This window comes from Mycobacterium sp. RTGN5 (assembly GCF_033804465.1).
Lineage (GTDB): Bacteria > Actinomycetota > Actinomycetes > Mycobacteriales > Mycobacteriaceae > Mycobacterium.
In genome coordinates, this window is sequence record NZ_JAPZLA010000001.1 from 1,463,562 (window position 1) to 1,485,742 (window position 22,181).

A 22,181-nucleotide genomic window follows, 5' to 3' on the forward strand; every position below is an offset into this window, starting at 1 on the left:
TCATCACCCACACAAGGAGACCGGCCGTGCCGCACCTCGAATTCATCCAGCAGTCAGGCGCATTGGGCTATGCGCTGCTGTTCGGTCCGGGCATCGTCCTGTTGCTCATCGCCCTCGCGGTGAAGGGCGCCGTCAAGACGACCCACAACTTCGTGATCTCCGGCCGACTGCTCGGCTTCGGGTTCGGGGTGGCGTCGCTCATCTCGGTGTGGACGTGGTCGATGGCGGTGATGCTGTCATCCGCTCAGGCCTACACCTGGGGCACCTCGGGCCTGGTTTGGTTCATCGTGCCCAACGGGCTCGCCGTGATCATCATGGTGCCCTTCGCGTTGAAGCTCCGACAGAAGATGCCGTCCGGATACACGCTCGCGGAGTTCATCACCGCACGATTCCAGAACAAGATCAGCAGTGTGGCGACCCTGATCTTCCTGATCGGTGCGCTGCTCGGTGTCATCATGATCAACCTCGCCGGGCTGGTGCTCGTCATGAACAAGATCTTCGGACTCACCCCGGTCGGCATCGTCATCACCGGCATCGTCGTGGTGACCGTCTACTCGTACTTCGGCGGGCTGACCACATCCGCGGTCACGGGCACGTTGAACACGCTGCTGCTCGGCGTCGGCTCGTCCGTGGTCGTGCTGTTCGCCCTTGCCAAGGCCGGCGGCGCCGACCTCATCTTCACCAAGGTCGAGGCACTCGGCGACCAGCATCTGAACCCCTTCAATCCCGTCACCGCCGCGAGCTTCGGTCTCGCCTTGGCGCTCGGATTGCTGACCAACGTCATCGCCGATCAGTCCTTCTGGCAACGTGTTTGGGCGATCAGGCCCAAGGATCTCGGCCGCAGCTTCCTGTGGGCAGGCGTGTGGTTCTACCCCATTCCGCTGGCACTCGGCCTGCTCGGGTTCATCGGCGTCGCCTACGGCGTCACACCCGCGCAGCTGGGCTCGCTGGGCGCGGGGGCGATCGGCCCGCACGTCATCGCCAGTCTCGGTCTGCCGGTGTTCATCGTCGCCCTCTACACGCTCGTGGTCGTCAATGCGTGCTTCGCGGCGATCGACGGCGCCCTGTCCGGTGTCACCTCGTTGGTCGCAGTCGATATCGTGCATCGTTATTGGCCGAAGGTGTCCGAGCGCAGGCTGCTCACCATCACGAAGGGCAGCATGATCGTCGCGGCAGCGGTCGCGGGTGGTGTGGTGTTGACCGGTATCGACTACGTGAATCTGGTTACGACGGTCTACTTCTACGGCACCAGCCTGCTCATTCCGGTGACCCTCAGCATCTTCTGGTCGCGCATGACGGGGACGGGGTATGTCGCGGGTGTGCTTGCGGGTATCGCGGTCGGCGGTCCGCTCCGGGAGACGCTCGGGCCCACCTACGGACCGCTCTTCGGAATCATCGGCTTGATCGCCGGGTCGGCGATCGTCTCGGTCGTGGTGAGCTTGCGCGCCAACACTGTTTTCGACTTCGACAGCCTGTCTGAGGGCAAGGCGGCACTGCTCGAACGCGACAGCGCAGCTGCGGCCGCGGAGACGCACGAGGACCCGACGCATCCCGCTCCCGATGACGCTGTCGTCGCCGGCCAGCAGTAACAGCCGAAACACTCGAAAGGCACTGTCGTGACATTGTTTTACATAGGTGCGAGTATCGGCTTGGTGCTCGCGGTCATCTACCTGACTGTCGGCACGCTGAGCTTCCTGCGGATCCGGCGAGAGTTGGCCGCCGGCACGGGAGTCGACGCATTCCACAACGAAATCGACTCGTCGGAGATCGCACTGGTTCCGGGCTTCACGTGGAAGGCCACGCTGGCTGTCCTGACCTCGTTCGTGCTGTTGGTCGTTGCGTCCTACAGCGGCGTCTTCTGGTATGTCCTTGCGTTCAGCGGACTCGGTACCGCCGCGGCGGTGATCGTGGCGTTCGTCCTTGAATTGCGCGGTGACCGCGCCGGGTCCGCCACGTGACCAAGAAAAAGGCGCACCTGCTGGGATTCGTCCAGCACGGCGTGATGAACCACGCCTCAACGATGTGGGCCCACCCGCGCGACAAAGTCGGCTATCACTGGTCGCGGCCGGAATACTGGCGCGATCTCGGAAGAACCATGGAGCGCGGCCTTTTCGACGCGATGTTCATCGCCGACGAACTCGCGCCCTACACCACGTACAAGGGCAACTCGGATCCGGTGGTGAAGTTCGCCGGTCAGTGTCCGGTGCACGAGCCCGCCAGCGTGGTGCCAATCGTCGGCGCCTTCACCAAGAACCTCGGCATCGGCATCACCCTGTCGACTTCCTTTGTGCCGCCGTACATGATGGCCCGTCAGCTCTCGACGCTGGATCACTTGACCGGTGGCCGCGTCGGCTGGAACATCGTCACCTCATACTCCAAGAGCGAGTTCCAGGCGATGGGCAAGGAGAACTTGACGCCGCGCGACAAGCGCTACGAGGTCGTCGAGGAGTACATGCAGCTGCTGTACCAGCTGTGGGATTCGTGGGATGACGACGCCATCGTCTACGACCGGGAGAACGGTATCTTCGCCGATCCGTCCAAGGTCCGCGAAGTCGACTTCCAAGGCGAGTTCTTCAAGTCCAAGGGCCGGCACTTCGTCGCTCCGTCGCCGCAGAAGCGGCCGGTGTTGTGGCAGGCCGGATCGTCAGAACAGGGCCGTGAATTCGCGGCCAAGCACGCCGAGTCCGTGTTCGGCATCTTCCCGACACCCAAGAGCATGCGGGCCTACGCCGACGACATCCGCACCCGCGCCAGCAATGCCGGGCGCGACCCGGAATCGGTGAAGCTGATCTACGGCCTGCAGACCATCATTGACCGCGACAAGGGCCGTGCAAACGACCGCTACTCCGAGTTCGTCGAGAAGGTGCAGATCGAGAGCGCACTCGGAATCCTGTCCGGCCACACCGGATTCGACTTCTCCACCCTCGGCCTCGACGACAACGTGGTGGACGCCGACGTGCAGGGCATCCGCGGACTGTTCGACGCCATCCTGGAGGCCAAGGATGGCGCCCCGGTGACGGTGCGCGAGGCCGCGCAGATCTACGGCGTCTCGATGGGCGCACCGGTGGCTGTCGGCACGCCGTCCGATGTCGCGGACCAAATGGAACAGTATCTCGACGAGGGCGGCTGCAACGGCTTCATGATGCTGGCCACCGATACGCCGGGCTGCTTCAACGACATGACCGAGCTGCTGGTGCCCGAGCTACAGCGCCGCGGCCGCTTCCGCACCCGCTACCCCGGTACCACTCTGCGAGAAAGCCTGCAGGAGTACTGAGTTACTTCCAGAGCGGCAGGTCGTCGAAGGTAGCGCGCGGTGCGGTCGTAGTTGATCTGATTAGTGGTCGCGCATATGTGCATGGGTGGCGTCCGGCAAAATCCCAACGGCAAGCTTGCCGAAACGTCGAACGCCCTCGTCACGCGTATTCGCCAGCCACGTCAGTTCTTTGTCCAACTTTTCGTAGTACGCGTCGTCCGTGAAGAAGTCCGGCTTGATATGGAAGAAGTTGGCGAGACCAGCCATCGCCTCGGCCGACGGCCGACGCTGAGCACCCGAGCGTAATCGTGACAAATACGGGGCCGACATGACGATGCCCTTGTCTCTAAGTGCGGCGATCACTTCAGTCGCCGTATGTGGCCCACGGCCGGGCGGGTGAACCGTGTCAAATAGGCGGTTCAGGCGAGACGCAAAATCACTATCGACTGCCTGCGATTCCTGTGCTCCGGCACCGTCCGTCACCTGATCGCGCGATTGTTCGTTCTGCTGTCGGGCGAGCTCGTCAACTCCGTGTGCGCCTTCTAGCACCCGCAGTGCCCGCAAACCTTTAGGGGTCAACTCCCACCAATTGCGACGTCCGAATAGGCGGCTTGCGACCAGGCCGCGTTCCCGCAGCTTGCGGCCGACCCGACTGATCTCCGTATCGTCAACGCCGAGGCGCTCGGCAAGCTCTTTATTGGCAAGGCCAGGCTCCGTGGCGAGCTGCCGCAGAAAGTTGTTCGCGTGGCTGCCGCGTTCAAGAGTGGCCAGATCGTCGGCTGGCAAGGCCCGCTCGATCGCCCAATGACTGGCGTCGAGCAGGCCAAGTAGCCGGCCCGCCAGTTCTGGGTTCATGCGACGGTCGCCCAAGCCGCGGGCGCGTTCGTCACGCAACCATGCCTGAAGCGAGCGCAACGACCCTTCGTCGCCGTTGAGGCTGCAGTCAATCAACAGCATCGCTAGCGCATTGAAGTCGCCATCAGTGGTGGCACCCCCGTCTTTGTTGATCGCTTCGAGCAGCGGCGCAACCGTCGATGTACTCGAATCTGTTTCGCCGTCAAACACACGGGCTAGTGTTTGCTTCGTCACAATGATCCTTTGGGGGTGTCTCGCCTGGCCGATTCATCGACCTCGCTCCAGATTGCGCCAGATGTCAAGGGTTTGTCAAGTGTCTAGGAATCCAGCTGACGCCTTTATCGACATCTTCGACACGGTGCCTGACGAGCTGTTCCTCGGAGATGACGCCGAGCAGCTTCGCCTTCTCCCCGCTGTACAACGCGAGGCCCGCGACGTGGAGGCGGCGATCCTCGTGGACGGAAAGGCGCCGGATTCGATTACCGACTTGCCGGACGACGGCACGCGGGATGCCATCGCGCTCGGGCGGTTGATCGGCTTGGACCTGATCCTTCGACGCGTCCATCCCAATGCGGGCGCCCCGCCACCGCCGGAGCTCCAAGAACTAGCTTTCACCTACGCCCGCCGGGGCTATTTCAATTCGACGACTGATTCGGGGCTACTCCTGCCGCGACTGATGGCGTACGGCGCTCCCGATCACCTCGAGTACAAGGGCGACCTCTTTTCCGTCGTGCGCGTGGAACCTCACAAGATGAAGCGCGTCCGCTTCAGTTTCATCGGTTCACGCGGCTGGCCGACGGTCAAAGGCAAAGACGACATCGTCGTGGCCTGTGTGCCCTTCCTCGACACGATCGACGATGTCTCATTGAAGCGGGTGGAAAAGTTCGGTGGGGGTCGATACCAATTGGGCCCCAAGGGCGCACATCTCAAGCGGCGTATCGACGAGGTCATCGGTGAACTCGACCGCTCGGGTGCAACGATTGGTGTGATACCCGAGGGCGCTCTGTCGGAAACCCTTCTGACGCAATGGAAACAACAACTGGCCAAGACGCCGGCGACACCGGGCTCTCGTATGTCGTTGATCATCATCGGGACTGGCCCCGTCACTGGTGACAAACCGGCACGAAACCGCGCGGTCGTCCTCGACCGAACCGGCGAGTCGTTGTGGGAGCAGGACAAGTTGTGCGACTACACCCTGACCCGCTCAACGATCGACTTCTGGGAGCTGCCGAACCTCGGTGACGACGGTGATCTGAAAGAAGACATTCATCGTGGCAGCCAACTTTTCGTGGCGGAGACAACCTTCGGCCGCATTGCCATCCTCATCTGCGAAGACTTGCAACGCTCCCACACGAGAGATGTCGTGCCTCGCCATCTCGGCGTTTCACACATCTTCACGCCCGTGTTCGACCGCCTGCTGGAATCGGGACGGTGGCATAAAGGTGCAGCAGAACCCCATTTGAACTACACCGGATCACGCGTCGTCGTCGCCAACAGCCGAGTTGTCGGGAATCTGATGGGAAAAAAGTCACCCATGTCGACCGCCCTGGCGCTCTCGCCCCCGCCGGGCGACCGAGGCTATGTTGAAGAAATCGCGGCAAGCAACTCCGCTGTCGATGCTGTCTGCGTCACGATGGCCGCTCTGGGTCCGCCGCCTTAGTAAGGCGAGTTATGTTGTGAGGTAGCATATTTCGATCGTATCGTCCCCACTCAATCGAGGTCCGATCGCGGTCAGATCGAACACGACGGAGCAAGCGCGAACGTGGGGTGATCAGCATCGGCGGGCAGCTTTGCGAAGTACCGACCGACGAGCAATTTGCCCAGTATGGGTCTGAATCCCGCGATGACCGGCGCCCGTTCCTGCACCGGCACCTCAGCTGCAATGTACGCGGTGGACTTGCCCTTCACAGTAAGGGTCACCTCGGGGTTCGCGCGGATGTTCTTCACCCACTGGCTTTCCCCGCGCGTAGACACCAGGTATTTCACGCCGTTCACGTCGACACTGGTGACGGCCACCTGTCGAGGATCGCCGCTGACGCGTCCGGTCACCGTTAGCCTCTCAGCGACGTTGGCCCCGGCCATGATGCTGCTGAACTTCTTCGCAAACCAGGTCGGCTTGAGATACGCCATAGGAACACTATGGCGCACGGCCTCGACGTCAGCGGTGACTGAACGCAGTTACTTCCAGACCAGCAGGTCGTCGACGCCGTTGTTGTAGACCACCTGCGTTGGCGCCGGGCCGGTCACGTCGAAGTACAGCTTGCCCCAGGCCTTGTCGCCCTGCTGCAGCGTCCCGCCACTGATGCCAGCCGGGGTGGCGGCCTGCCACAGCACCGGGTAGTTGGCGTCGCCCGCGCGGGCGTTGAAGTCCGGAATGATCGGCGTCACGGAGCCTTTGGCGGCACGCACCTTGGCGGTGGCCTCCCACAGCTTGCCCGCCAGCGGGTAGCCGGGGATGGTGTCGGTGCTGGGCTTCAGATCACTGATCTTCCAGATCGTGATCACCTGGCCGCCGTTGTCGACAAGGTGGTTCCAGCCGCCGAATTTGTCCACGCTCGGATCGGCTGCCGCGGTCGGGGCCAACACGATCGACAGGCTCACTGCTGCGGCCAGCGCCGCCGCTTTCATCCTCATGCGCCGAACGCTATGGACGTTGGATGAACGGAATTCAACCGCGACACGAATTCCAGTAGCAGTGCGGCTCAACGGGAGCTGGCCTCAGGCGTGATGACCAAACGAACCCGGACGACCGCTACGGCCGGTGTTGCCGTTGGTGGTGGTTCCCGAGGTGCTGGTGGCAGTCCCGCCGGTGCCGCCCCCGCCGCCGGCAGCGAACGGCCCGCCGCGGCCACCTGCGCCACCGTTACCGCCAACGGCGGGCTGGTCGACGGTGGCGGCGCCACCGCCCTTACCGCCTGCCCCGCCCGGCGTGGAGACACCGCTGCTGCCGCCCGTGCCACCCTCGGCGGCCGTCACACGCCCGCCGGCCAACTCGGCTTCCACTTTGCCTGCGTTGCCACCCGCTCCGCCGGGTCCGACCAGGGTTGTGCTGCCGCCGTTTCCGCCCCTGCCTCCGGTCGCCGTTGCGGTCCCGGTGTGGCCGAAGCCGCCCGCCCCGCCGGCACCGCCTGAGCCGATGGTGGAATCGCCGCCGTTACCACCGGCGCCCGCGGTGGCTGTCCCGTTCTCCGCGTACGCAAATCCACCGCTCACGAAGACGCCCGAGGGCTCCATGTACGCCGAGCCGCCGTCGCCCGAAAGCAGACCACCCCGACCACCGTTACCGCCCACACCGCCGACCGCATAGACCGTCGGCGAGGGGTCGCCCGTGGTGCCGTCGTTGCCCCAACCGCCCATGCCGCCGGCGCCGACCAGGCCCGCAGCGCCGCCGTTGCCGCCGCTGCCGCCGACCGCGCTGCCCAGAAAGGTAAGTGCCCTGCCGGCGTTGCCACCGTCGCCGCCGCCGCCCGAGATCAGCCCGCCCCGCCCACCTTTTCCGCCGTTCGCACCGGTGGCTCCAGGTGATGCCGTCACCAGCGCGGGGACCGGTGTGCCGGTGTCGTCGCCGCCACGGCCGCCGTTGCCGCCCTTGCCGAATAGTCCTGCGGCGCCGCCCTTTCCACCGGCGGTCGTCGCGTTGAGCAAGGCACCCGTCAACGGGTCGTACTTCGCGTCAATGCCCCGCCCACCGTCGCCGCCGTCGCCCAAAAGGAAACCCGCACGGCCACCGGCGCCCCCGAGCGCGCCGTCGCCGCCGTTGCCGACCAGAATGCCGGCATTGCCCCCGCTGCAGGGTGCGCTACACGTAGCCGGGTCGGCATCAGCGCCGTCGCCGATGAAGAACCCGACGAAATGGGTGATGTCAGAACTGAGCGACGTCAACGCGATCGCTTCGGATCGGACTACTGGAGTTGGTGCCGCGACCACTGGGGTCGGTGCCATGGCGATCATCGCGCCGACCCCGATGAGTGCGATGGCTGGCGAGGCAAACCGGCGCGAAGCGAGCGGCATCTTGAGTCCCCCGGGTGGCTGGAGTTGTCGACCTCAGAGCACCACTGTGCGCCCTTTGTGCGATTTCGGCGCGGAAACCGCCGCTCAGCGAACGTTTCCGCGCCGAAATCGCAGGGGTCAGGCGCTCTTGAGCCGGATCTTCCAGCGCACCAGGCTCAGATAGCCGACGCAGAGCGCCCCGAGCATGCCCATGTCGAACCACCACGCGGACGCGGTGTGTTTCCAGTGCGCGTCCTTGGGGGTCAGCGGACCGGGCACCAGCTTGATCAGATCGACCGTCGAGGCCGACGCCGCGAAGCCCCAGCGCGCCGGCGTGATCCACGACAACTGGTCGAGCACCAGGCGGCCGGTCACCGGGATCATGCCGCCGGAGAACACCAGCTGGCTCATCACCGCGACAACCAGCAGCGGCATGATCTGCTCGTTCGACTTGGCCAGCGCGGACAGCGCCAGACCCACCATCGCCGCGGTGACCGTCGTCGCGGCCATCACCACGAACAGCTCCAGCGTCGGGCTCAGGAACGTCAGCGAACCCTGCGTCGGCCCGCCCTTGCCCGCGACGGTGATCGCGGTGACGATCGAGGACTGCACGATCGCGAACACCGCATAGATGCAGACCTTCGCCAACAGGTAGGCCGTGGTCGACAACCCGACCGCCTGTTCTCGGCGGAAGATCGGTCGCTCACCGATCAGATCGCGAACCGTCAGCGCCGTGCCCATGAAGATCGCGCCGACGTTGAGCAGCACCAGGATCTGGCCGGGCTCGTTGGGCGCGTCACCCATCGGATCGGGCACCCCGAAACCGACGGTGCCGGGCACCGACAGCGACAGCACACCCATGATGAACGGCAGTATCGCCAGGAAGATGAAGTAGCCGCGGTCGGAGATGATCAGCCGCATCTGGCGGCGCGCGATCGTGGAGAACTGCCGCAACAGGCTGGTGTGTGTCGGCTCGCCCATATTGGACGGCGCCTCCAGTGGCGGCGGTGGGGGAGCAGGTCCGGTCTGCGTCAGGTAGCGCTGATGGGCGGCGCCGGGGTCGCCCGCGACGCTGCTGAAGATGTCGGCCCAGTTGGTGGTGCCCATCGCGTGGCCGATCTGGTTGGGCGGACCGCAGAACGCGGTCATGCCGCCCGGAGCGAGCAACAGCACCTGGTCGCACACGTCGAGATAGGTCAGCGAGTGCGTGACCACCAGTACCACGCGACCGGCGTCGGCCAGCTGGCGCAGCATCGTCATGACCTGGCGGTCCAGCGCGGGGTCCAGGCCCGACGTCGGCTCGTCGAGGATCAGCAGCGACGGCCCGGTCAGCAGCTCCAGGGCCACCGACGCGCGCTTGCGCTGCCCGCCGGACAGTTTGTCGACCCGGGTGTCCGCGTGCTGGGTCATCTCCAGCTCGCCCAGCACCTGGGCCACCACCTGCTGGCGGTCCTCCTTGGTGGTGTCCGGCGGCAGCCGCAGTTCGGCGGCATACATCAGCGCCTGGTTGACCGTCAGCTGACCGTGCACCACGTCGTCCTGCGGCACCATGCCGATCCGGGAACGCAGCGAGGCGTACTCGGCGTGGATGTTGTGACCCTCGAAAGTGACTGTGCCACTTGTCGGATGGGTGTAGCCGGCGACCAGTCGCGCGAAGGTGGACTTGCCTGCGCCGGACGGGCCGATCACCGCGGTCAGCGTGCCCGGGCGGGCCGTCAGCGAGATGTTGTCCAGCAGTGTCTTGTTGTTCTCGATCGTCCACGTCACCGCGCGCACGTCGAGACCGCCGGTGGCGGTGGCCGCCTCGGTCTCGGTGCGCCGGGCCAGCGTGCCGCCGGCGAAGACCAGGTCGATGTTGCCGATGGTGACGGTGTCGCCGTCGTTCAGCATCGCGGTGTCGACGCGGGTGCCGTTGACGAACGTGCCGTTGATGCTGCGGTTGTCGACGATCTCCGTGCCGCCCGGGGTCGGGATCAGCGTGGCGTGGTGGCGCGAGGCCAGCACGTCGGGGATGACGATGTCGTTGTCGGTCGCGCGGCCGATCTTGATACCGCCGGGCGGCACCTCGCCGGGTGCACCCGGGCGCAGGATCTTGAGCATCGACGTCGCGAGATTCGACGACCCCGCGGGCGGCGGCTTGCCCACTGCCTGGCGCAGCTGGGTGGGCGCGGTCGCCGGCGGCTGCGCCGACGGTCCGGACCCGGTCGGCGGGTGGTACACCGGTTCGGCCCGGGAACCACTCGTCGGGTAGGCGGGCGGCGCCTGGTGAGTCGGATGCCCTTGTGACGGCGACTGCTGCCAGGATCCGGCGGTCGCCGCACCCCGACTCGGCGCGGCCGGCCACGACGGCGACGACAGCGGAGCGGCCAGGCGCACCGAGGAGGTCTGCGGTGGGCGGCCCACCGAACCTTGGTCGCGGCCGAGCCCGAAGCTCATCGGCGGCCCGTCCGGATTGCCGACGTTCACGGTCATGCCGTCGGTGATGTCGACGGACGGCATCCGGCGGCCATTGACGAACATGCCGTTGAGTGAGCCGTTGTCGACGGCCATCCACCGGCCGTGGTCAAAGCGCAACACCAGGTGGGCGCGCGAGATCAAGGGGTGGGCGATTCGCACGTCGGCGCGCAGATCGCGGCCGACCACGACGTCGTGTCCCGCTGCGAAGGTGCGCTCCGACCCGTCGTACCGAACTGTCAGAACGGGCGCGGCTGGTCGAGTCATCGACACCAACTCTATCGGTTGCGACGCCGAGGGCTCGTCATGCCGGACCGCCCGTCACCACACAAAGGGTGCGCGAGTAGATCGTCGGCATGCATTTGTTGCAGTGCGTGCACAGTGACTGCACCGAATGGGCGGCGCCATCGGCCTGGATGCGATTGAGCAGATCCGGCTCGGCCAGCAGGGCCCGGCCCATTGCCACGAACTCGAAGCCCGCGGCCATCGCGCGGTCCATCGAATCGCGGTTGGTGATGCCCCCGAGCAGGATCAACGGCATCGTCAGCTCCTTACGGAACTTCTCGGCGTCGCGCAGAAGGTAGGTCTCCTGGTAGGGGTATTCGCGCATGAACTTCTTGCCGGTCAGGCGCATGCCCCAGTTCAGCGGCCATTTCTGCGCCGCGGCGAACTCCTTCACCGGGGCATCGCCGCGGAACAGGTACATGGGGTTGAGCAGCGAGCTGCCCGCGGTCAGCTCGATGGCGTCCAGGCCGCCGTCCTCCTCGAGCCATTTCGCGGTCTGCAGCGACTCCTCGATGTTGATGGAGCCGCGCACCCCGTCGGCCATGTTGAGCTTGGCGGTCACCGCGATCGGGGCCGGGCCGAGCCGCTCGACCTCGCGGCGCACCGCCAGCACGATGGCCCGGGCCACCTTCGCGCGGTTCTCCAGCGAGCCGCCGAACTCGTCGGTGCGGCGGTTGATCATCGGCGACAGGAACGAGCTGGCCAGATAGTTGTGGCCGAGATGGATTTCGACGGCGTCGAAACCGGAGTCGATGGCGAACCGCGCCGCCGACGCGTGGGCGGCGATGACGTCCTTGATGTCGTCGTGGCTGGCGTGCTTGGCGAATTTCATCGACAGCGGGTTGAAGAATCGGACCGGGGCCAGTGCGGTGGCCTTGTTCGACCGGGCATTGGCCACCGGGCCGGCGTGGCCGATCTGGGCGCTGATCTTTGCGCCCTCGGCGTGCACGGCGTCGGCAAGGCGCTGCAGGCCGGGCACCGCTTCCGGGCGCATCCAGATCTGGCCGCCGTTGGTGCGTCCGCCCTTGCTCACCGCGGTGTAGGCGACGGTCGTCATGCCGATGCCGCCGGCCGCGATGGCGCGGTGGAAGGCGATCAGGTCGTCGGAGACGACGTCGTCGGGCGTGCGCGCCTCGAAGGTCGCCGATTTGATGATGCGGTTGCGCAGCGTGATGGGGCCGAGTGTGGCCGGGCTGAACACATCGGGCGCACTGTTCATAACCGCAGCTGACCACGCGGTACTTGATGCTGTCAACGAAGGTCCCGGCGGCGATGGAAGAATGTGGCGCGTGGTCGCTATCACCCTGGACGGCAAGCTCACCCGTGACGAGATTTTCGTCGATCTCACCGAGCGTGTGGCGGCACTGACCGCCGCGGGACTCACTCCCGGTTTGGGCACGGTGCTGGTCGGTGACGACCCCGGCTCGCATGCCTATGTGAAGGGCAAGCACTCCGACTGTGCCAAGGTCGGGATCACCTCGATCCGTCGTGACCTGCCCGCCGATGTCAGCCAGGTGCAGCTCGACGAAACGATCGATGAGCTCAACGCCAATCCCGAATGCACCGGTTACATCGTGCAGCTGCCGTTGCCCCGCCACCTCGACGAGAACGCCGCGCTGGAGCGGGTCGACCCGAACAAGGATGCCGACGGACTGCACCCGACCAACCTGGGCCGGCTGGTCCTCGGTAAGGAAGCTGCGCTGCCCTGCACGCCGCGCGGCATCGTGCATCTGCTGCGGCGCTTCGACGTGCCGATCGCCGGCGCGCATGTGGTGGTCATCGGCCGCGGTGTCACCGTCGGTCGCCCACTGGGCCTGTTGCTCACCCGTCGCAGTGAGAACGCGACAGTGACGTTGTGCCACACCGGAACTCGTGATCTTCCCGCGCTCACGCGGCAGGCCGACATCATCGTCGCCGCCGTCGGTGTGCCGCACATGCTGACCGCCGACATGGTGCGAGAAGGTGCGGCCGTCGTCGATGTCGGGGTGAGCCGGGTGGACGGAAAGCTCACTGGCGACGTGCATCCCGATGTCTGGGAGGTCGCGGGGCACGTGTCGCCCAACCCCGGTGGGGTGGGTCCGCTGACCCGCGCGTTTCTGCTCACCAACGTCGTCGAACTGGCCGAAGCGGTTCAGTGACCGCTGCTCGGGCGAAGCGCCGACTGCCTACCCGTGCGGAGGTGGTGGCCTTCACCGGGCGTACGGCGCGTGCGCAGTGGCCCATCCTGGCTGTCGGGGTGATTTTTGTGGTCGCCTTCATCCTGGTGGCCGCCGGGTTCTGGCGCCGCGGCTCGCTGCTGATTGGCATCGCGGTCGGGGTGGCCGCCGGGCTGCGCCTGCTGCTGTCCGAGGACCGCGCGGGGCTGCTGGTCGTGCGTTCCCGTGGTGTCGACTTCGCCACTATGACCACGGTGTGCGTGGCGATGGTCTACATCGCGTCGACGATCGACCCGCTGGGCACGTCATAGATTGCCTGCCGGGCATTTTTGCATGATAGGCAACTGTGCACGGTAGGCAACTTTAGGCGTACGGTGTCGGGATGTCCGCACCGCAGGGATTGCGCGAGCGCAAGAAGGCCGATACCCGCCGAGCCCTCAGCGATGCCGCGCTGGCACTCACTTTCGAGCATGGACTCGACAACGTCACCAGGGAAGCCATCGCCGAGCGGGCCGGCGTGTCGTTGCGGACGTTCAACAACTACTTCGCCGGTAAGTACGAAGCCATCGCCTACCGGCAGCTGGAGCGAATGCGGCGCAGCCTGGTGGCATTTCGAGCACGTCCCGCGCGCGTGCCGCTGTGGACGGCAATCACCGACGCGGTGCTCGAACCGCTACTTGCCGAGATGGGCGAGGACTACGCGCCGACCCGCAAACAGCTTGACCAGCTCGTCGACCTGAGTATGGCCATCGAGGTGCGGAACGCCTTGGCCAAAGACCTGATGGCCGAGTGGATCGACGCGATCGCCGAGCGCACCGGCACCGATCCGGTGCGCGACATGTACCCCCGCCTCGTCGCGGCCAGCATTCGCGCCGTCGCCGAAGCCGCCATGGACACCTACATGCTCGCCGACCCGCCGGTTCCCATCGTCGGCCTGATCCGCCACGGCTTCGCCGATGTCGCCGCCGGCCTGCCCGCCCCCACCACCCGTTCGAAAAGGAGCACCCGTGCCTGATCACCGCGTCGTCATCTCCGGCGCAGGCCCCAACGGCCTGATGCTGGCCTGCGAACTAGCCCTGGCCGGTATCACCCCCGTCGTGCTCGATGGCTTACCCGGGCCCAGCGCCGAGCCGAAGGCCAATGGTCTTGTCGGACAGGTGATCCGGATGCTCGATATGCGGGGCCTCTATGCCGACTTCACCGGCGACGAGCAGCCGCCGCAGCCGTTGCCCGGCTGGATGTTCTCCGGGATGCAACTGCAGTACCAAGACCCGTCCGAAAGCCCGATGCACGCGCTGATGATGCCGCAGCCGCGGCTGGTGCGGCTGCTGGACGAGCGCGCCCGCACTCTGGGTGTGGACGTGCGCTGGGGGCACGAACTGACCGGACTGCACGCCCGGGCCGACGACGTCGAGCTGAGCATTGCGACCGCCGATGGCGTGTACACCTTGACCGCCGACTACCTTGTCGGCGCCGACGGCGGGCGCAGCCTGGTGCGCAAGAGCGTGGGGATCGACTTTCCCGGCACCACCTCAGCGACCGTCGCGCGCATCGCCCAGGTGCACGTGCCTGAGGAACTGGCCGCGCCGGACGGTGGGCTCGACATTCCCGGCGTCGGGCATATTCCGTTTGGGCATAACAGGTTTGATTCGGGCATGGTGCTCGTCGGCACCTTCCAGCCGGGTGTGGTGTTGGTCGGCACCCGGGAGGAAGGAACGGCCGCCGAGCAGGGGCCGATGTCGATCCCCGAACTACGCGGCAGCTTGCAACGGATACTCGGTGTCGACATCCCGCTCGAAGAACCGCGCGGCCCGGGCCCGCACGCGTTGCGCCGCATCGACGGCCAGAACACCAGGCAGGCTGAGCATTACCGGGCCGGGCGGGTTCTGCTGCTCGGCGACTCCGCCCACGTGCACTCGGCAATGGGTGGCCCGGGGCTCAACCTCGGCCTCCAGGATGCGGTGAACCTCGGCTGGAAGCTGGCCGCCGCCGTCAACGGCTGGGCGCCATCCGGGCTGCTCGACAGCTACGAAGCCGAACGTCACCCGGTGGGGCAGCGAGTGATGATGCACTCGATGTCGCAGAGCGCGCTGATGGGCCCCGGCCCCGAAGTCGCCCAATTGCGAGCACTTTTCGGCGAGCTGATCACCCTGCCCGGCGTCAGTGAGCATCTGGGCCGGCTGCTGGCCGGCTCGGATGTCCGCTACGACGTCGGCGATGACCACCGGCTCTCGGGCTACCTGGTGCCCGACCTGACGCTCGACGACGGCCGCCGGGTGGCGAGTCTGCTGCACAAGGCCAGGCCGGTATTGCTCGACCTGTGCGGCGGTGCCGCCGCGGCAGGCGCGCAGGCCTGGGCGGACCGTGTCGACACCGTTGAGGCGGAACTGGCCGGCGGGCCGGCAGCGCTACTCATCCGGCCCGACGGCTACGTTGCTTGGGCCGCAGACGATTTCGGGACCACCGACGCGGACAATCTCCAGGCGGCGCTGACCCGCTGGTTCGGACCCTAGCCGCCGAGCGTCGCTCGCAGACACACCGTGATGTAGGGCAGCGCCAAACCTGTCGAGTTGGCCAGTGCGGGATGGGTGGCCAGCAACTCGCGGACCTCCGCGAGTGTCTGGGTGCGCACCGCCGCCGGTTGGGTGATGCAGTAGCTGCGCGATGCCACCAGGTCGATCAGCGCCTGCGGTGTCAGGTAACTCGTCCACTCGACACGGTGGCGGGCCAGGTCGGTGAACGGTTCGGGCAATGTCGTGGTGTCGTTGAGCTGAGCGTTCTCGTGGCCGATGATGCGGCCGAGATCCTTGACCCAGCCCGATCTTTCGTCACGGGCATTCCACACCAGCCCGAGCCGACCGCCCGGCCGCAGTACGCGCGCCACCTCGGCGACCGCACGCTGCGGATCGAACCAATGCCACGCCTGCGCCACCAGAACCGCGTCAACGCTGTTGTCCGGCAACGGGATCTGCTCAGCGGTGCCGAGAAGCGCCGGGGTATCGGGCAGCGCGGAGCTGAGCAGCTCCAGCATCTCGGCCAACGGATCGACGGCCACCACGTCCAGGCCGCGCTCGACCAGCCGGGTGGTCAGCTTGCCGGTACCGGCGCCCAGATCCAGCACGTCACGCGCGCCGGGCGGCAGCAGCCAGTCGATGGATTCCGGCGGATACGACGGGCGGCCACGCTCGTAGGCGGCGGCCTCGGACCCGAAGGACAGTGAACGTTCCCGCCCCGACTCGGTCACGGGGTGCGGGAACCTTCGCCGCCGGCCAGATCCAGTGTCCGGCGGATCAATTCGCCAACGGCTTCGGTCTCGACGAGGAATCCGTCGTGGCCGTAGACCGATTCGACGACGTTGAGCCCCGAGCAGTTCGGCAGTAGGCCGGCCAGTTCCTGCTGCAGGCGCAGCGGGTAGAGCCGGTCCGAGGTGATCCCGCCGACCACGGTGGGCACCGGGCAGGACGCCAGCGCCGCAGCCACTCCGCCGCGTCCGCGCCCGACGTCGTGGTTGGACAGCGTCTCGGTCAGCGTCACGTAGCTGCCCGCGTCGAACCGGTCGACCAGTTTGGCGCCCTGGTACTCCAGGTAGCTCTGCACCGCGTACCGGCCGCCGGCCAGCGTGTTCTCGTCGGCCTGCGCGTCGTTGCCGAACCGGCTGTCCAGTTCGCCCTCGCCGCGGTAGGTCAGATGGGCGAACCGGCGGGCCAGCTGCAGTCCGACATCGGGATTGCGGCCGGTGCCGTGATAGTCGCCGCCCTGCCAATCCGGGTCGGCCTTGATCGCCGCGATCTGGGAGCTCTGCGTCCCGATCTGGTCGGCGGTCGCACGAGCACCCACCGCCAGCACCAGGGCGGCCCGCACCCGCTCGGGGTAGCCGATCATCCACTCCAGGGCGCGCGCGCCGCCCATCGACCCGCCGACCAGCGCGGCGACGTCGGTGATGCCGAGCGCGGCCAGCGCGGCGACATCGGCGTTGACCTGGTCGCGCACCGTGATGATGGGGAATCGCGAACCCCACGGCTTGCCGTCGCGGGCCAGCGAACTAGGCCCGGTCGAGCCGCGGCAGCCGCCAAGCACGTTGGTGGCCACCGCGCACCAGCGGTCGGTGTCGATCGGCGCGCCGGGGCCGGCAACGCCGTCCCACCAGCCGGGGGTCGGGTGGCCGGGACCGGCCGGTCCGGTCAGATGCGAGTCACCGGTGAGGGCATGCAGCGCCACCACCACGTTGTCGCGGCTGGGGGAGAGCTCGCCCCAGCGCTGCACCGCGATCGAGACGTCCTCGAGTACCTCGCCGCTTTCCAGCGTCAACGGGCCGATGTCGACGACACCGATCTCACCCTGAGCCGGCAGGGTCACTATGCGCTCATCACTAATAGTCATGTCAGGCTCACTCAAAAGGCTGCCACGGCCCGCGGGTCCGACGCCTGCCCGTCCGACACGGACTTGGCGGCGGCGAAGCCGCGCTCCAGGTCGGCCAGGATGTCGTCGATGCCCTCGAGGCCAACGGCCAGTCGCACCAGGCCCGGGGTGACGCCGGTGGCCAGCTGCTCTTCGGCGGACAGCTGCTGATGTGTAGTCGACGCCGGGTGGATCACCAGCGAGCGCACGTCACCGATGTTGGCGACATGGCTGTGCAGCGTCAGGGCGTTGACGAACGCCTTGCCCGCATCGACACCGCCGGCCAGCTCGAAGGCCAGCACCGCACCGGTTCCCTTGGGCGCCAACTTCTTTCCACGCTCGTACCACGGCGAGGTGGGTAGCCCCGCGTAGTTGACCGACACCACGTCCTCATGCCCGGCCAGGTATTCGGCCACCTTCAGCGCATTGGACACGTGGCGCTCGATGCGCAGGCTCAGCGTCTCCAGACCCTGCGCCACCAGAAAGGCGTTGAACGGCGATGCCGCCGAGCCCAGGTCACGCAGCAGCTGAACGCGGGCCTTGAGCGCATAGGCGGGCGGGCCGAGCTCGGCGAAGACGACGCCGTGGTAGCTGGGGTCTGGGGTGGTGAACCCGGGGAACTTGCCACTGGTCCAGTCGAAGTTGCCGCTGTCCACGATCACGCCGGCGATGGCCGTGCCGTGGCCGCCGAGGTACTTGGTCGCCGAGTGCACCACGATGTCGGCGCCCTGGGAGATCGGCTGGATCAGGTACGGCGTGGCGATGGTGTTGTCGACGATCAGCGGCACCCCGTTGTCGTGGGCCACCTTGGACACGGCCGGGGTGTCCAGAATGTCGATCTGCGGGTTGGAGATCGTCTCGGCGAAGAACGCCTTGGTGTTCGGCTGGACCGCCGCCTGCCAGGACTCCGGGTCGTCGGGGTCCGTCACGAACGTGGTCTCGATGCCCAGCTTGGGCAGCGTGTAGTGCAGCAGGTTGTAGGTGCCGCCGTACAGCCGGGGGGAGGACACGATGTGATCCCCGGCGCCGGCCAGGTTCAGGATCGCGAAGGTTTCCGCGGCCTGCCCGGAGGCCAGGAACAGGGCGGCCACGCCACCTTCGAGGGCGGCGATCCGCTGCTCGACGGTGTCCTGGGTCGGATTCATGATCCGGGTGTAGATGTTGCCGGGCTCGGCCAGGCCGAACAGCGCGGCGGCGTGGTCGGTGTTGTCGAAGGTGTACGACGTCGTGGCGTAGATCGGCAGCGCCCTGGCGTGGGTCGCGGAGTCGGGGGTCTGCCCGGCGTGGATCTGTTTGGTCTCGAAGGACCAGCGTGCGCTGGGGTCCTCGGTTTCGGGTGTGCTCATGTAGAAACGAACCTCCATCTGTTTCTGGGGGCCCGTTCATGACGGACCCGCGCTTGCCGCGCAGCTAGATGCAGCTGCTCAACCTGGTCTTCACCCGGAGCACCCCACCGCGGTTGGAGGGTTGCCGGCCAGCGAGCCGGGGCTTGACGCTGGCGCTCATGACCGCCTTGAAGCATAGCGGACCTTTGTAACGGGAGGCCAGCCGGATATCGGGGCGATTTCGGGTACGCACTGTGACGCAGACCTCTCCACAGATACGACGACCGCGATCACGTAGGTTCAAATGCGACGCGATACTGATAGCCGCCACCGCACCTGAATTTGAACGCCCGGGAGACAACAGCACATGAGCGCCGAGCAACCGTCCATCATTTACACGCTCACCGACGAGGCGCCGCTGCTCGCGACGTACGCGTTTCTGCCGATTCTTCGCACCTTCGTCGAGCCCGCCGGCATCGACGTCAAGACCAGTGACATTTCGGTGGCCGCGCGCATCCTCGCCGAGTTCAGCGACCGGCTGACCGAAGAGCAGCGGGTGCCCGACAACCTGGCCGAGCTGGGCGCGCTGACCCAGGACCCCAGCGCCAACATCATCAAGCTGCCCAACATCAGCGCCTCGGTACCGCAGCTGGTTGCCGCCATCAAGGAGCTGAAGGCCAAGGGATACGACCTGCCCGACTATCCGGACGATCCCAAGACCGACGAAGCGCGCGAGATCAAGAAGCGCTACGGCAAGGCACTCGGCAGCGCGGTGAATCCGGTTCTGCGCGAAGGTAATTCAGACCGTCGTGCGCCCAACGCGGTGAAGGAATACGCCAAGAAGCACCCGCACAGCATGGGCAAGTGGTCGCAGGCGTCGCGCACTCACGTCGCGACCATGAAGACCGGCGACTTCTACCACGGTGAAAAGTCGATAACGCTGGACAAGGACCGCAAGGTGCGGATGGAGCTCAAGCCTGCTGGAAAGGGAGCCGGCGAGGCCATCATTCTCAAGCCCGAGGTCAAGCTCGACGACGGCGACGTCATCGACAGCATGTTCATGAGCAAGAAGGCGTTGATCGACTTTTACGAGACGGAAATCGAGGACGCCTACAAGACCGGCGTGATGTTCTCGCTGCACGTCAAGGCCACGATGATGAAGGTCAGCCACCCGATCGTGTTCGGCCACGCGGTGAAGGTGTTCTACAAGGACGCGTTCGCCAAGCACGGTGCGGTGTTCGACGAGCTCGGCGTGAACGTCAACAACGGGCTGTCCGATCTGTACGACAAGATCGAGGCGCTGCCCGCCTCGCAGCGCGAAGAGATTATCGAAGACCTGCATAAATGCCACGAGCACCGGCCAGAACTGGCGATGGTCGACTCGGCGAAGGGCATCTCGAACTTCCACTCACCCAGCGATGTCATCGTCGACGCCTCGATGCCCGCGATGATCCGGCTCGGCGGCAAGATGTACGGCGCCGACGGCCGCACCAAGGACACCAAGGCCGTCAACCCGGAGTCGACCTTCTCCCGCATGTACCAGGAGATGATCAATTTCTGTAAGACCCACGGCAACTTCGACCCGACGACGATGGGCACCGTCCCCAACGTCGGTCTGATGGCGCAGAAGGCCGAGGAGTACGGCAGCCACGACAAGACCTTCGAGATCCCCGTCGACGGCGTCGCCGATATCGTCGACAACGACACCGGCGAGGTGCTGCTGTCGTGGGACGTCGAAGAGGGCGACATCTGGCGGATGCCGATCGTCAAGGACGCGCCGATCCGGGACTGGGTCAAGCTGGCCGTCAACCGGGCCCGGCTGTCCGGCATGACGACGGTCTTCTGGCTGGACGACGAGCGCCCGCACGAGAACGAGCTGCGCAAGAAGGTGAAGGCCTACCTCAAGGAGGAGGACACCGAGGGGCTCGACATCACGATCCTGCCGCAGGTCTGGGCCATGCGGTACACGCTTGAGCGGGTGATCCGCGGCCAGGACACCATCGCCGCCACCGGCAATATCCTGCGCGACTACCTCACTGACCTGTTCCCGATCCTGGAGCTGGGCACCAGCGCCAAGATGCTCTCGATCGTGCCGTTGATGGCCGGCGGAGGGTTGTACGAGACCGGGGCCGGCGGCTCGGCGCCCAAGCACGTCAGCCAGCTGGTTGAAGAGAACCACCTGCGCTGGGATTCGCTCGGCGAATTCCTGGCAATCGGTGCGAGCCTCGAGGATCTGGGCAACAAGACCGACAATGCCAAGGCCAAGGTGCTGGCGAACACGCTGGACACCGCGGTCGGGGAGCTGTTGGACGAGAACAAGGGTCCGTCACGCAAGGCCGGCGAGCTGGACAATCGCGGCAGCCAGTTCTACCTCGCGCTGTACTGGGCGCAGGCGCTGGCCGAGCAGACCGAAGACAAGGAACTGGCCGAGCATTTCGCGCCGCTGGCCAAGACCCTTGCCGAGAACGAGAACGCGATTGTCACCGAACTCAACGCGGTGCAGGGCAAGCCGGTCGACATCGGCGGCTACTACTACCCCGACGTCGAGAAGACCATCGCGGTGATGCGCCCGAGCAAGACGTTCAACTCCGTACTCAGCTAGCGAGTACTCAGCTAGCGCCGGCCTCGCTCTGCCGCATTGGCGGCATGTGCGCCGCGACCCAGTCGTCGATGAGGTCCGTCACCCGCTGGGGGGCCTCGAACATCGGGATGTGCCCGACGCCGTCGAGCTCGGTGAGCTTCTCGATGTCCGGGATGTGCTTGCGGAAGTGGTTGCTGAACCGGGGGTGGGGTAGCACCCGGTCGCGTTCGCAGACCACCAGGTGGGTCGGCACCGAGGTCTCGGTCAGCTCCATCAGCCCCGGCATCAGCAGGGCCTTGATCAGCAGCTGGTAGTAGGCCGGGCAGTGGGTGACATCGTCGATGATCTCCTGCAGCTGCACCTCGGTCAGGCCGGCCGGGGTGGCGCTGATCGGCACGCTGGCGGCGGCCTTGACGCCGGGCAGCCGCAGCGCACGCTCGCGCAGCACCAGCGAGGTCAGCCATACCGGGAGGCCGGCGACGAACTTGCCGACGATCTCGTATTTCACCGGTGACCAGCGGTGCCAGCCGCCGGCAGGCGCGATCGCGGTCAGGGTTCTGGCCCGGCCGCGTCGCTCGAGCTCAAAGGCCACCCAGCCGCCAAGGGAGTTGCCGACGATGTGCGCGGTGTCCCAGCCCAGCTGGTCGAGTTGCCGTTCGACGTGGTCGGCCAGGGTGTTGGTGTCCAGGAACCACGATCGGTTTCGCGGGCCGCCGTTGTGGCCGGCCATCGATGGCGCGAACACCTCGTAGCGGCCGGTGTCGGCCAGTTGTGCCGCGACGTCGGTCCAGACGTAGGACGACATCATGAACGGGTGCAGGAGCAGGATCGGTTCGCCAGCACCTGAATGAATGGATTCGCGGGACGCCACAACCCGACCGTAA

At 66.3% G+C, this 22,181-nt stretch carries 19 protein-coding genes and 1 riboswitch; of the genes, 9 read left to right on the plus strand and 10 right to left on the minus strand.

What is annotated here, in order from left to right; translation table 11 throughout:
• Positions 1–26 precede the first annotated feature (26 nt).
• The 3 genes from SLQ31_RS07170 to SLQ31_RS07180 are packed head-to-tail and all read left to right on the plus strand — an operon-like array spanning position 27 to position 3,274.
• A complete protein-coding gene (locus SLQ31_RS07170; protein ID WP_319430994.1) occupies positions 27–1,589 on the plus strand; it encodes a sodium:solute symporter family transporter in 1,563 nt (520 codons plus the stop codon).
• A 27-nt stretch (positions 1,590–1,616) separates the two neighbouring features.
• The gene (locus SLQ31_RS07175; protein WP_319430996.1) at positions 1,617–1,958 is read left to right on the plus strand and encodes a hypothetical protein; all 342 of its coding nucleotides are present in this window, start codon (positions 1,617–1,619) and stop codon (positions 1,956–1,958) included.
• A complete protein-coding gene (locus SLQ31_RS07180; protein ID WP_319430998.1) occupies positions 1,955–3,274 on the plus strand; it encodes an LLM class flavin-dependent oxidoreductase in 1,320 nt (439 codons plus the stop codon). The genes SLQ31_RS07175 and SLQ31_RS07180 overlap by 4 nt, the downstream gene beginning before the upstream one ends.
• A 60-nt stretch (positions 3,275–3,334) precedes the next feature.
• Here the strand turns inward: SLQ31_RS07180 and SLQ31_RS07185 are convergent, their stop codons facing one another.
• A complete protein-coding gene (locus tag SLQ31_RS07185; protein WP_319432922.1) occupies positions 3,335–3,736 on the minus strand; it encodes a helix-turn-helix domain-containing protein in 402 nt (133 codons plus the stop codon).
• A 730-nt stretch (positions 3,737–4,466) separates the two neighbouring features.
• Here SLQ31_RS07185 and SLQ31_RS07190 point away from each other — a divergent pair.
• The gene (locus SLQ31_RS07190; RefSeq protein ID WP_319430999.1) at positions 4,467–5,768 is read left to right on the plus strand and encodes a hypothetical protein; all 1,302 of its coding nucleotides are present in this window, start codon (positions 4,467–4,469) and stop codon (positions 5,766–5,768) included.
• 71 nt (positions 5,769–5,839) lie between these two features.
• Here SLQ31_RS07190 and SLQ31_RS07195 read toward each other — a convergent pair whose 3' ends face one another.
• From SLQ31_RS07195 to SLQ31_RS07215, 5 genes are all read right to left on the minus strand, one after another.
• The gene (locus tag SLQ31_RS07195; RefSeq protein ID WP_319431000.1) at positions 5,840–6,238 is read right to left on the minus strand and encodes a nitroreductase family deazaflavin-dependent oxidoreductase; all 399 of its coding nucleotides are present in this window, start codon (positions 6,236–6,238) and stop codon (positions 5,840–5,842) included.
• Positions 6,239–6,286: 48 nt separating this feature from the next.
• Positions 6,287–6,742: an MPT63 family protein gene (locus tag SLQ31_RS07200; protein WP_319431001.1), complete on the minus strand. Its 456-nt coding sequence runs from the start codon at positions 6,740–6,742 to the stop codon at positions 6,287–6,289.
• An 84-nt stretch (positions 6,743–6,826) separates the two neighbouring features.
• On the minus strand, positions 6,827–8,119 hold the full coding sequence (locus SLQ31_RS07205) for a hypothetical protein (RefSeq protein WP_319431002.1): 1,293 nt from the start codon (positions 8,117–8,119) through the stop codon (positions 6,827–6,829).
• A gap of 117 nt (positions 8,120–8,236) precedes the next feature.
• On the minus strand, positions 8,237–10,825 hold the full coding sequence (locus SLQ31_RS07210; RefSeq protein ID WP_319431004.1) for an FHA domain-containing protein: 2,589 nt from the start codon (positions 10,823–10,825) through the stop codon (positions 8,237–8,239).
• Between the two features lie 31 nt (positions 10,826–10,856).
• A complete protein-coding gene (locus tag SLQ31_RS07215) occupies positions 10,857–12,056 on the minus strand; it encodes an NADH:flavin oxidoreductase (RefSeq protein WP_319431006.1) in 1,200 nt (399 codons plus the stop codon).
• A gap of 70 nt (positions 12,057–12,126) precedes the next feature.
• Here SLQ31_RS07215 and SLQ31_RS07220 point away from each other — a divergent pair, with 70 nt between their 5' ends.
• The 4 genes from SLQ31_RS07220 to SLQ31_RS07235 all read left to right on the plus strand — a co-directional run bounded on the left by SLQ31_RS07220 (position 12,127) and on the right by SLQ31_RS07235 (position 15,506).
• Positions 12,127–12,975 (plus strand): bifunctional methylenetetrahydrofolate dehydrogenase/methenyltetrahydrofolate cyclohydrolase, encoded by an 849-nt coding sequence (locus SLQ31_RS07220; protein WP_319431008.1) that lies wholly within the window; start codon positions 12,127–12,129, stop codon positions 12,973–12,975.
• 41 nt (positions 12,976–13,016) lie between these two features.
• The gene (locus tag SLQ31_RS07225) at positions 13,017–13,304 is read left to right on the plus strand and encodes a DUF3017 domain-containing protein (protein ID WP_413641915.1); all 288 of its coding nucleotides are present in this window, start codon (positions 13,017–13,019) and stop codon (positions 13,302–13,304) included.
• Positions 13,305–13,375: 71 nt separating this feature from the next.
• Entirely contained in the window at positions 13,376–14,008 is a 633-nt protein-coding gene (locus SLQ31_RS07230; protein ID WP_319431010.1) for a TetR/AcrR family transcriptional regulator, read from the plus strand.
• Positions 14,009–14,048: 40 nt separating this feature from the next.
• Positions 14,049–15,506, plus strand: coding sequence for an FAD-dependent monooxygenase (locus tag SLQ31_RS07235; RefSeq protein WP_413641917.1), 1,458 nt, complete (start codon positions 14,049–14,051; stop codon positions 15,504–15,506).
• On the opposite strand, the gene SLQ31_RS07240 is transcribed toward SLQ31_RS07235, so the two are convergent.
• From SLQ31_RS07240 to SLQ31_RS07250, 3 genes are read right to left on the minus strand one after another with little or no spacing between them, the layout of a single operon-like run.
• Entirely contained in the window at positions 15,503–16,237 is a 735-nt protein-coding gene (locus tag SLQ31_RS07240) for a class I SAM-dependent methyltransferase (protein WP_319431014.1), read from the minus strand. The genes SLQ31_RS07235 and SLQ31_RS07240 overlap by 4 nt on opposite strands.
• On the minus strand, positions 16,234–17,373 hold the full coding sequence (gene metX / locus SLQ31_RS07245; RefSeq protein WP_319431016.1) for a homoserine O-acetyltransferase MetX: 1,140 nt from the start codon (positions 17,371–17,373) through the stop codon (positions 16,234–16,236). Before metX ends, SLQ31_RS07240 begins: the two co-directional genes overlap by 4 nt.
• Positions 17,374–17,384: 11 nt before the next feature.
• Entirely contained in the window at positions 17,385–18,737 is a 1,353-nt protein-coding gene (locus tag SLQ31_RS07250) for a bifunctional o-acetylhomoserine/o-acetylserine sulfhydrylase (RefSeq protein ID WP_319431018.1), read from the minus strand.
• A 44-nt stretch (positions 18,738–18,781) separates the two neighbouring features.
• Positions 18,782–18,901: riboswitch (SAM riboswitch) on the minus strand.
• 182 nt (positions 18,902–19,083) lie between these two features.
• Here SLQ31_RS07250 and SLQ31_RS07255 point away from each other — a divergent pair.
• Positions 19,084–21,318 carry an NADP-dependent isocitrate dehydrogenase gene (locus tag SLQ31_RS07255; RefSeq protein ID WP_319431020.1) on the plus strand — a complete coding sequence of 745 codons (2,235 nt, stop codon included), beginning with the start codon at positions 19,084–19,086 and terminating at the stop codon, positions 21,316–21,318.
• 7 nt (positions 21,319–21,325) lie between these two features.
• Here SLQ31_RS07255 and SLQ31_RS07260 read toward each other — a convergent pair whose 3' ends face one another.
• Complete coding sequence (locus SLQ31_RS07260) at positions 21,326–22,168, minus strand: alpha/beta hydrolase (protein WP_319431022.1); 843 nt, start codon at positions 22,166–22,168, stop codon at positions 21,326–21,328.
• Positions 22,169–22,181: the final 13 nt, after the last annotated feature.

What these genes read in the sequence shown, in the direction of transcription:
- SLQ31_RS07235 (WP_413641917.1), top strand. Translation starts at nt 14,049, where the DNA reads ATGCTGGCCTGCGAACTAGCCCTGGCCGGTATCACCCCCGTCGTGCTC.
- SLQ31_RS07215 (WP_319431006.1), bottom strand. Translation starts at nt 12,056, where the DNA reads ATGAACAGTGCGCCCGATGTGTTCAGCCCGGCCACACTCGGCCCCATC.
- SLQ31_RS07250 (WP_319431018.1), bottom strand. Translation starts at nt 18,737, where the DNA reads ATGAGCACACCCGAAACCGAGGACCCCAGCGCACGCTGGTCCTTCGAG.
- SLQ31_RS07195 (WP_319431000.1), bottom strand. Translation starts at nt 6,238, where the DNA reads ATGGCGTATCTCAAGCCGACCTGGTTTGCGAAGAAGTTCAGCAGCATC.
- metX (WP_319431016.1), bottom strand. Translation starts at nt 17,373, where the DNA reads ATGACTATTAGTGATGAGCGCATAGTGACCCTGCCGGCTCAGGGTGAG.
- SLQ31_RS07200 (WP_319431001.1), bottom strand. Translation starts at nt 6,742, where the DNA reads ATGAGGATGAAAGCGGCGGCGCTGGCCGCAGCAGTGAGCCTGTCGATC.
- SLQ31_RS07255 (WP_319431020.1), top strand. Translation starts at nt 19,084, where the DNA reads ATGAGCGCCGAGCAACCGTCCATCATTTACACGCTCACCGACGAGGCG.
- SLQ31_RS07205 (WP_319431002.1), bottom strand. Translation starts at nt 8,119, where the DNA reads ATGCCGCTCGCTTCGCGCCGGTTTGCCTCGCCAGCCATCGCACTCATC.
- SLQ31_RS07230 (WP_319431010.1), top strand. Translation starts at nt 13,376, where the DNA reads ATGTCCGCACCGCAGGGATTGCGCGAGCGCAAGAAGGCCGATACCCGC.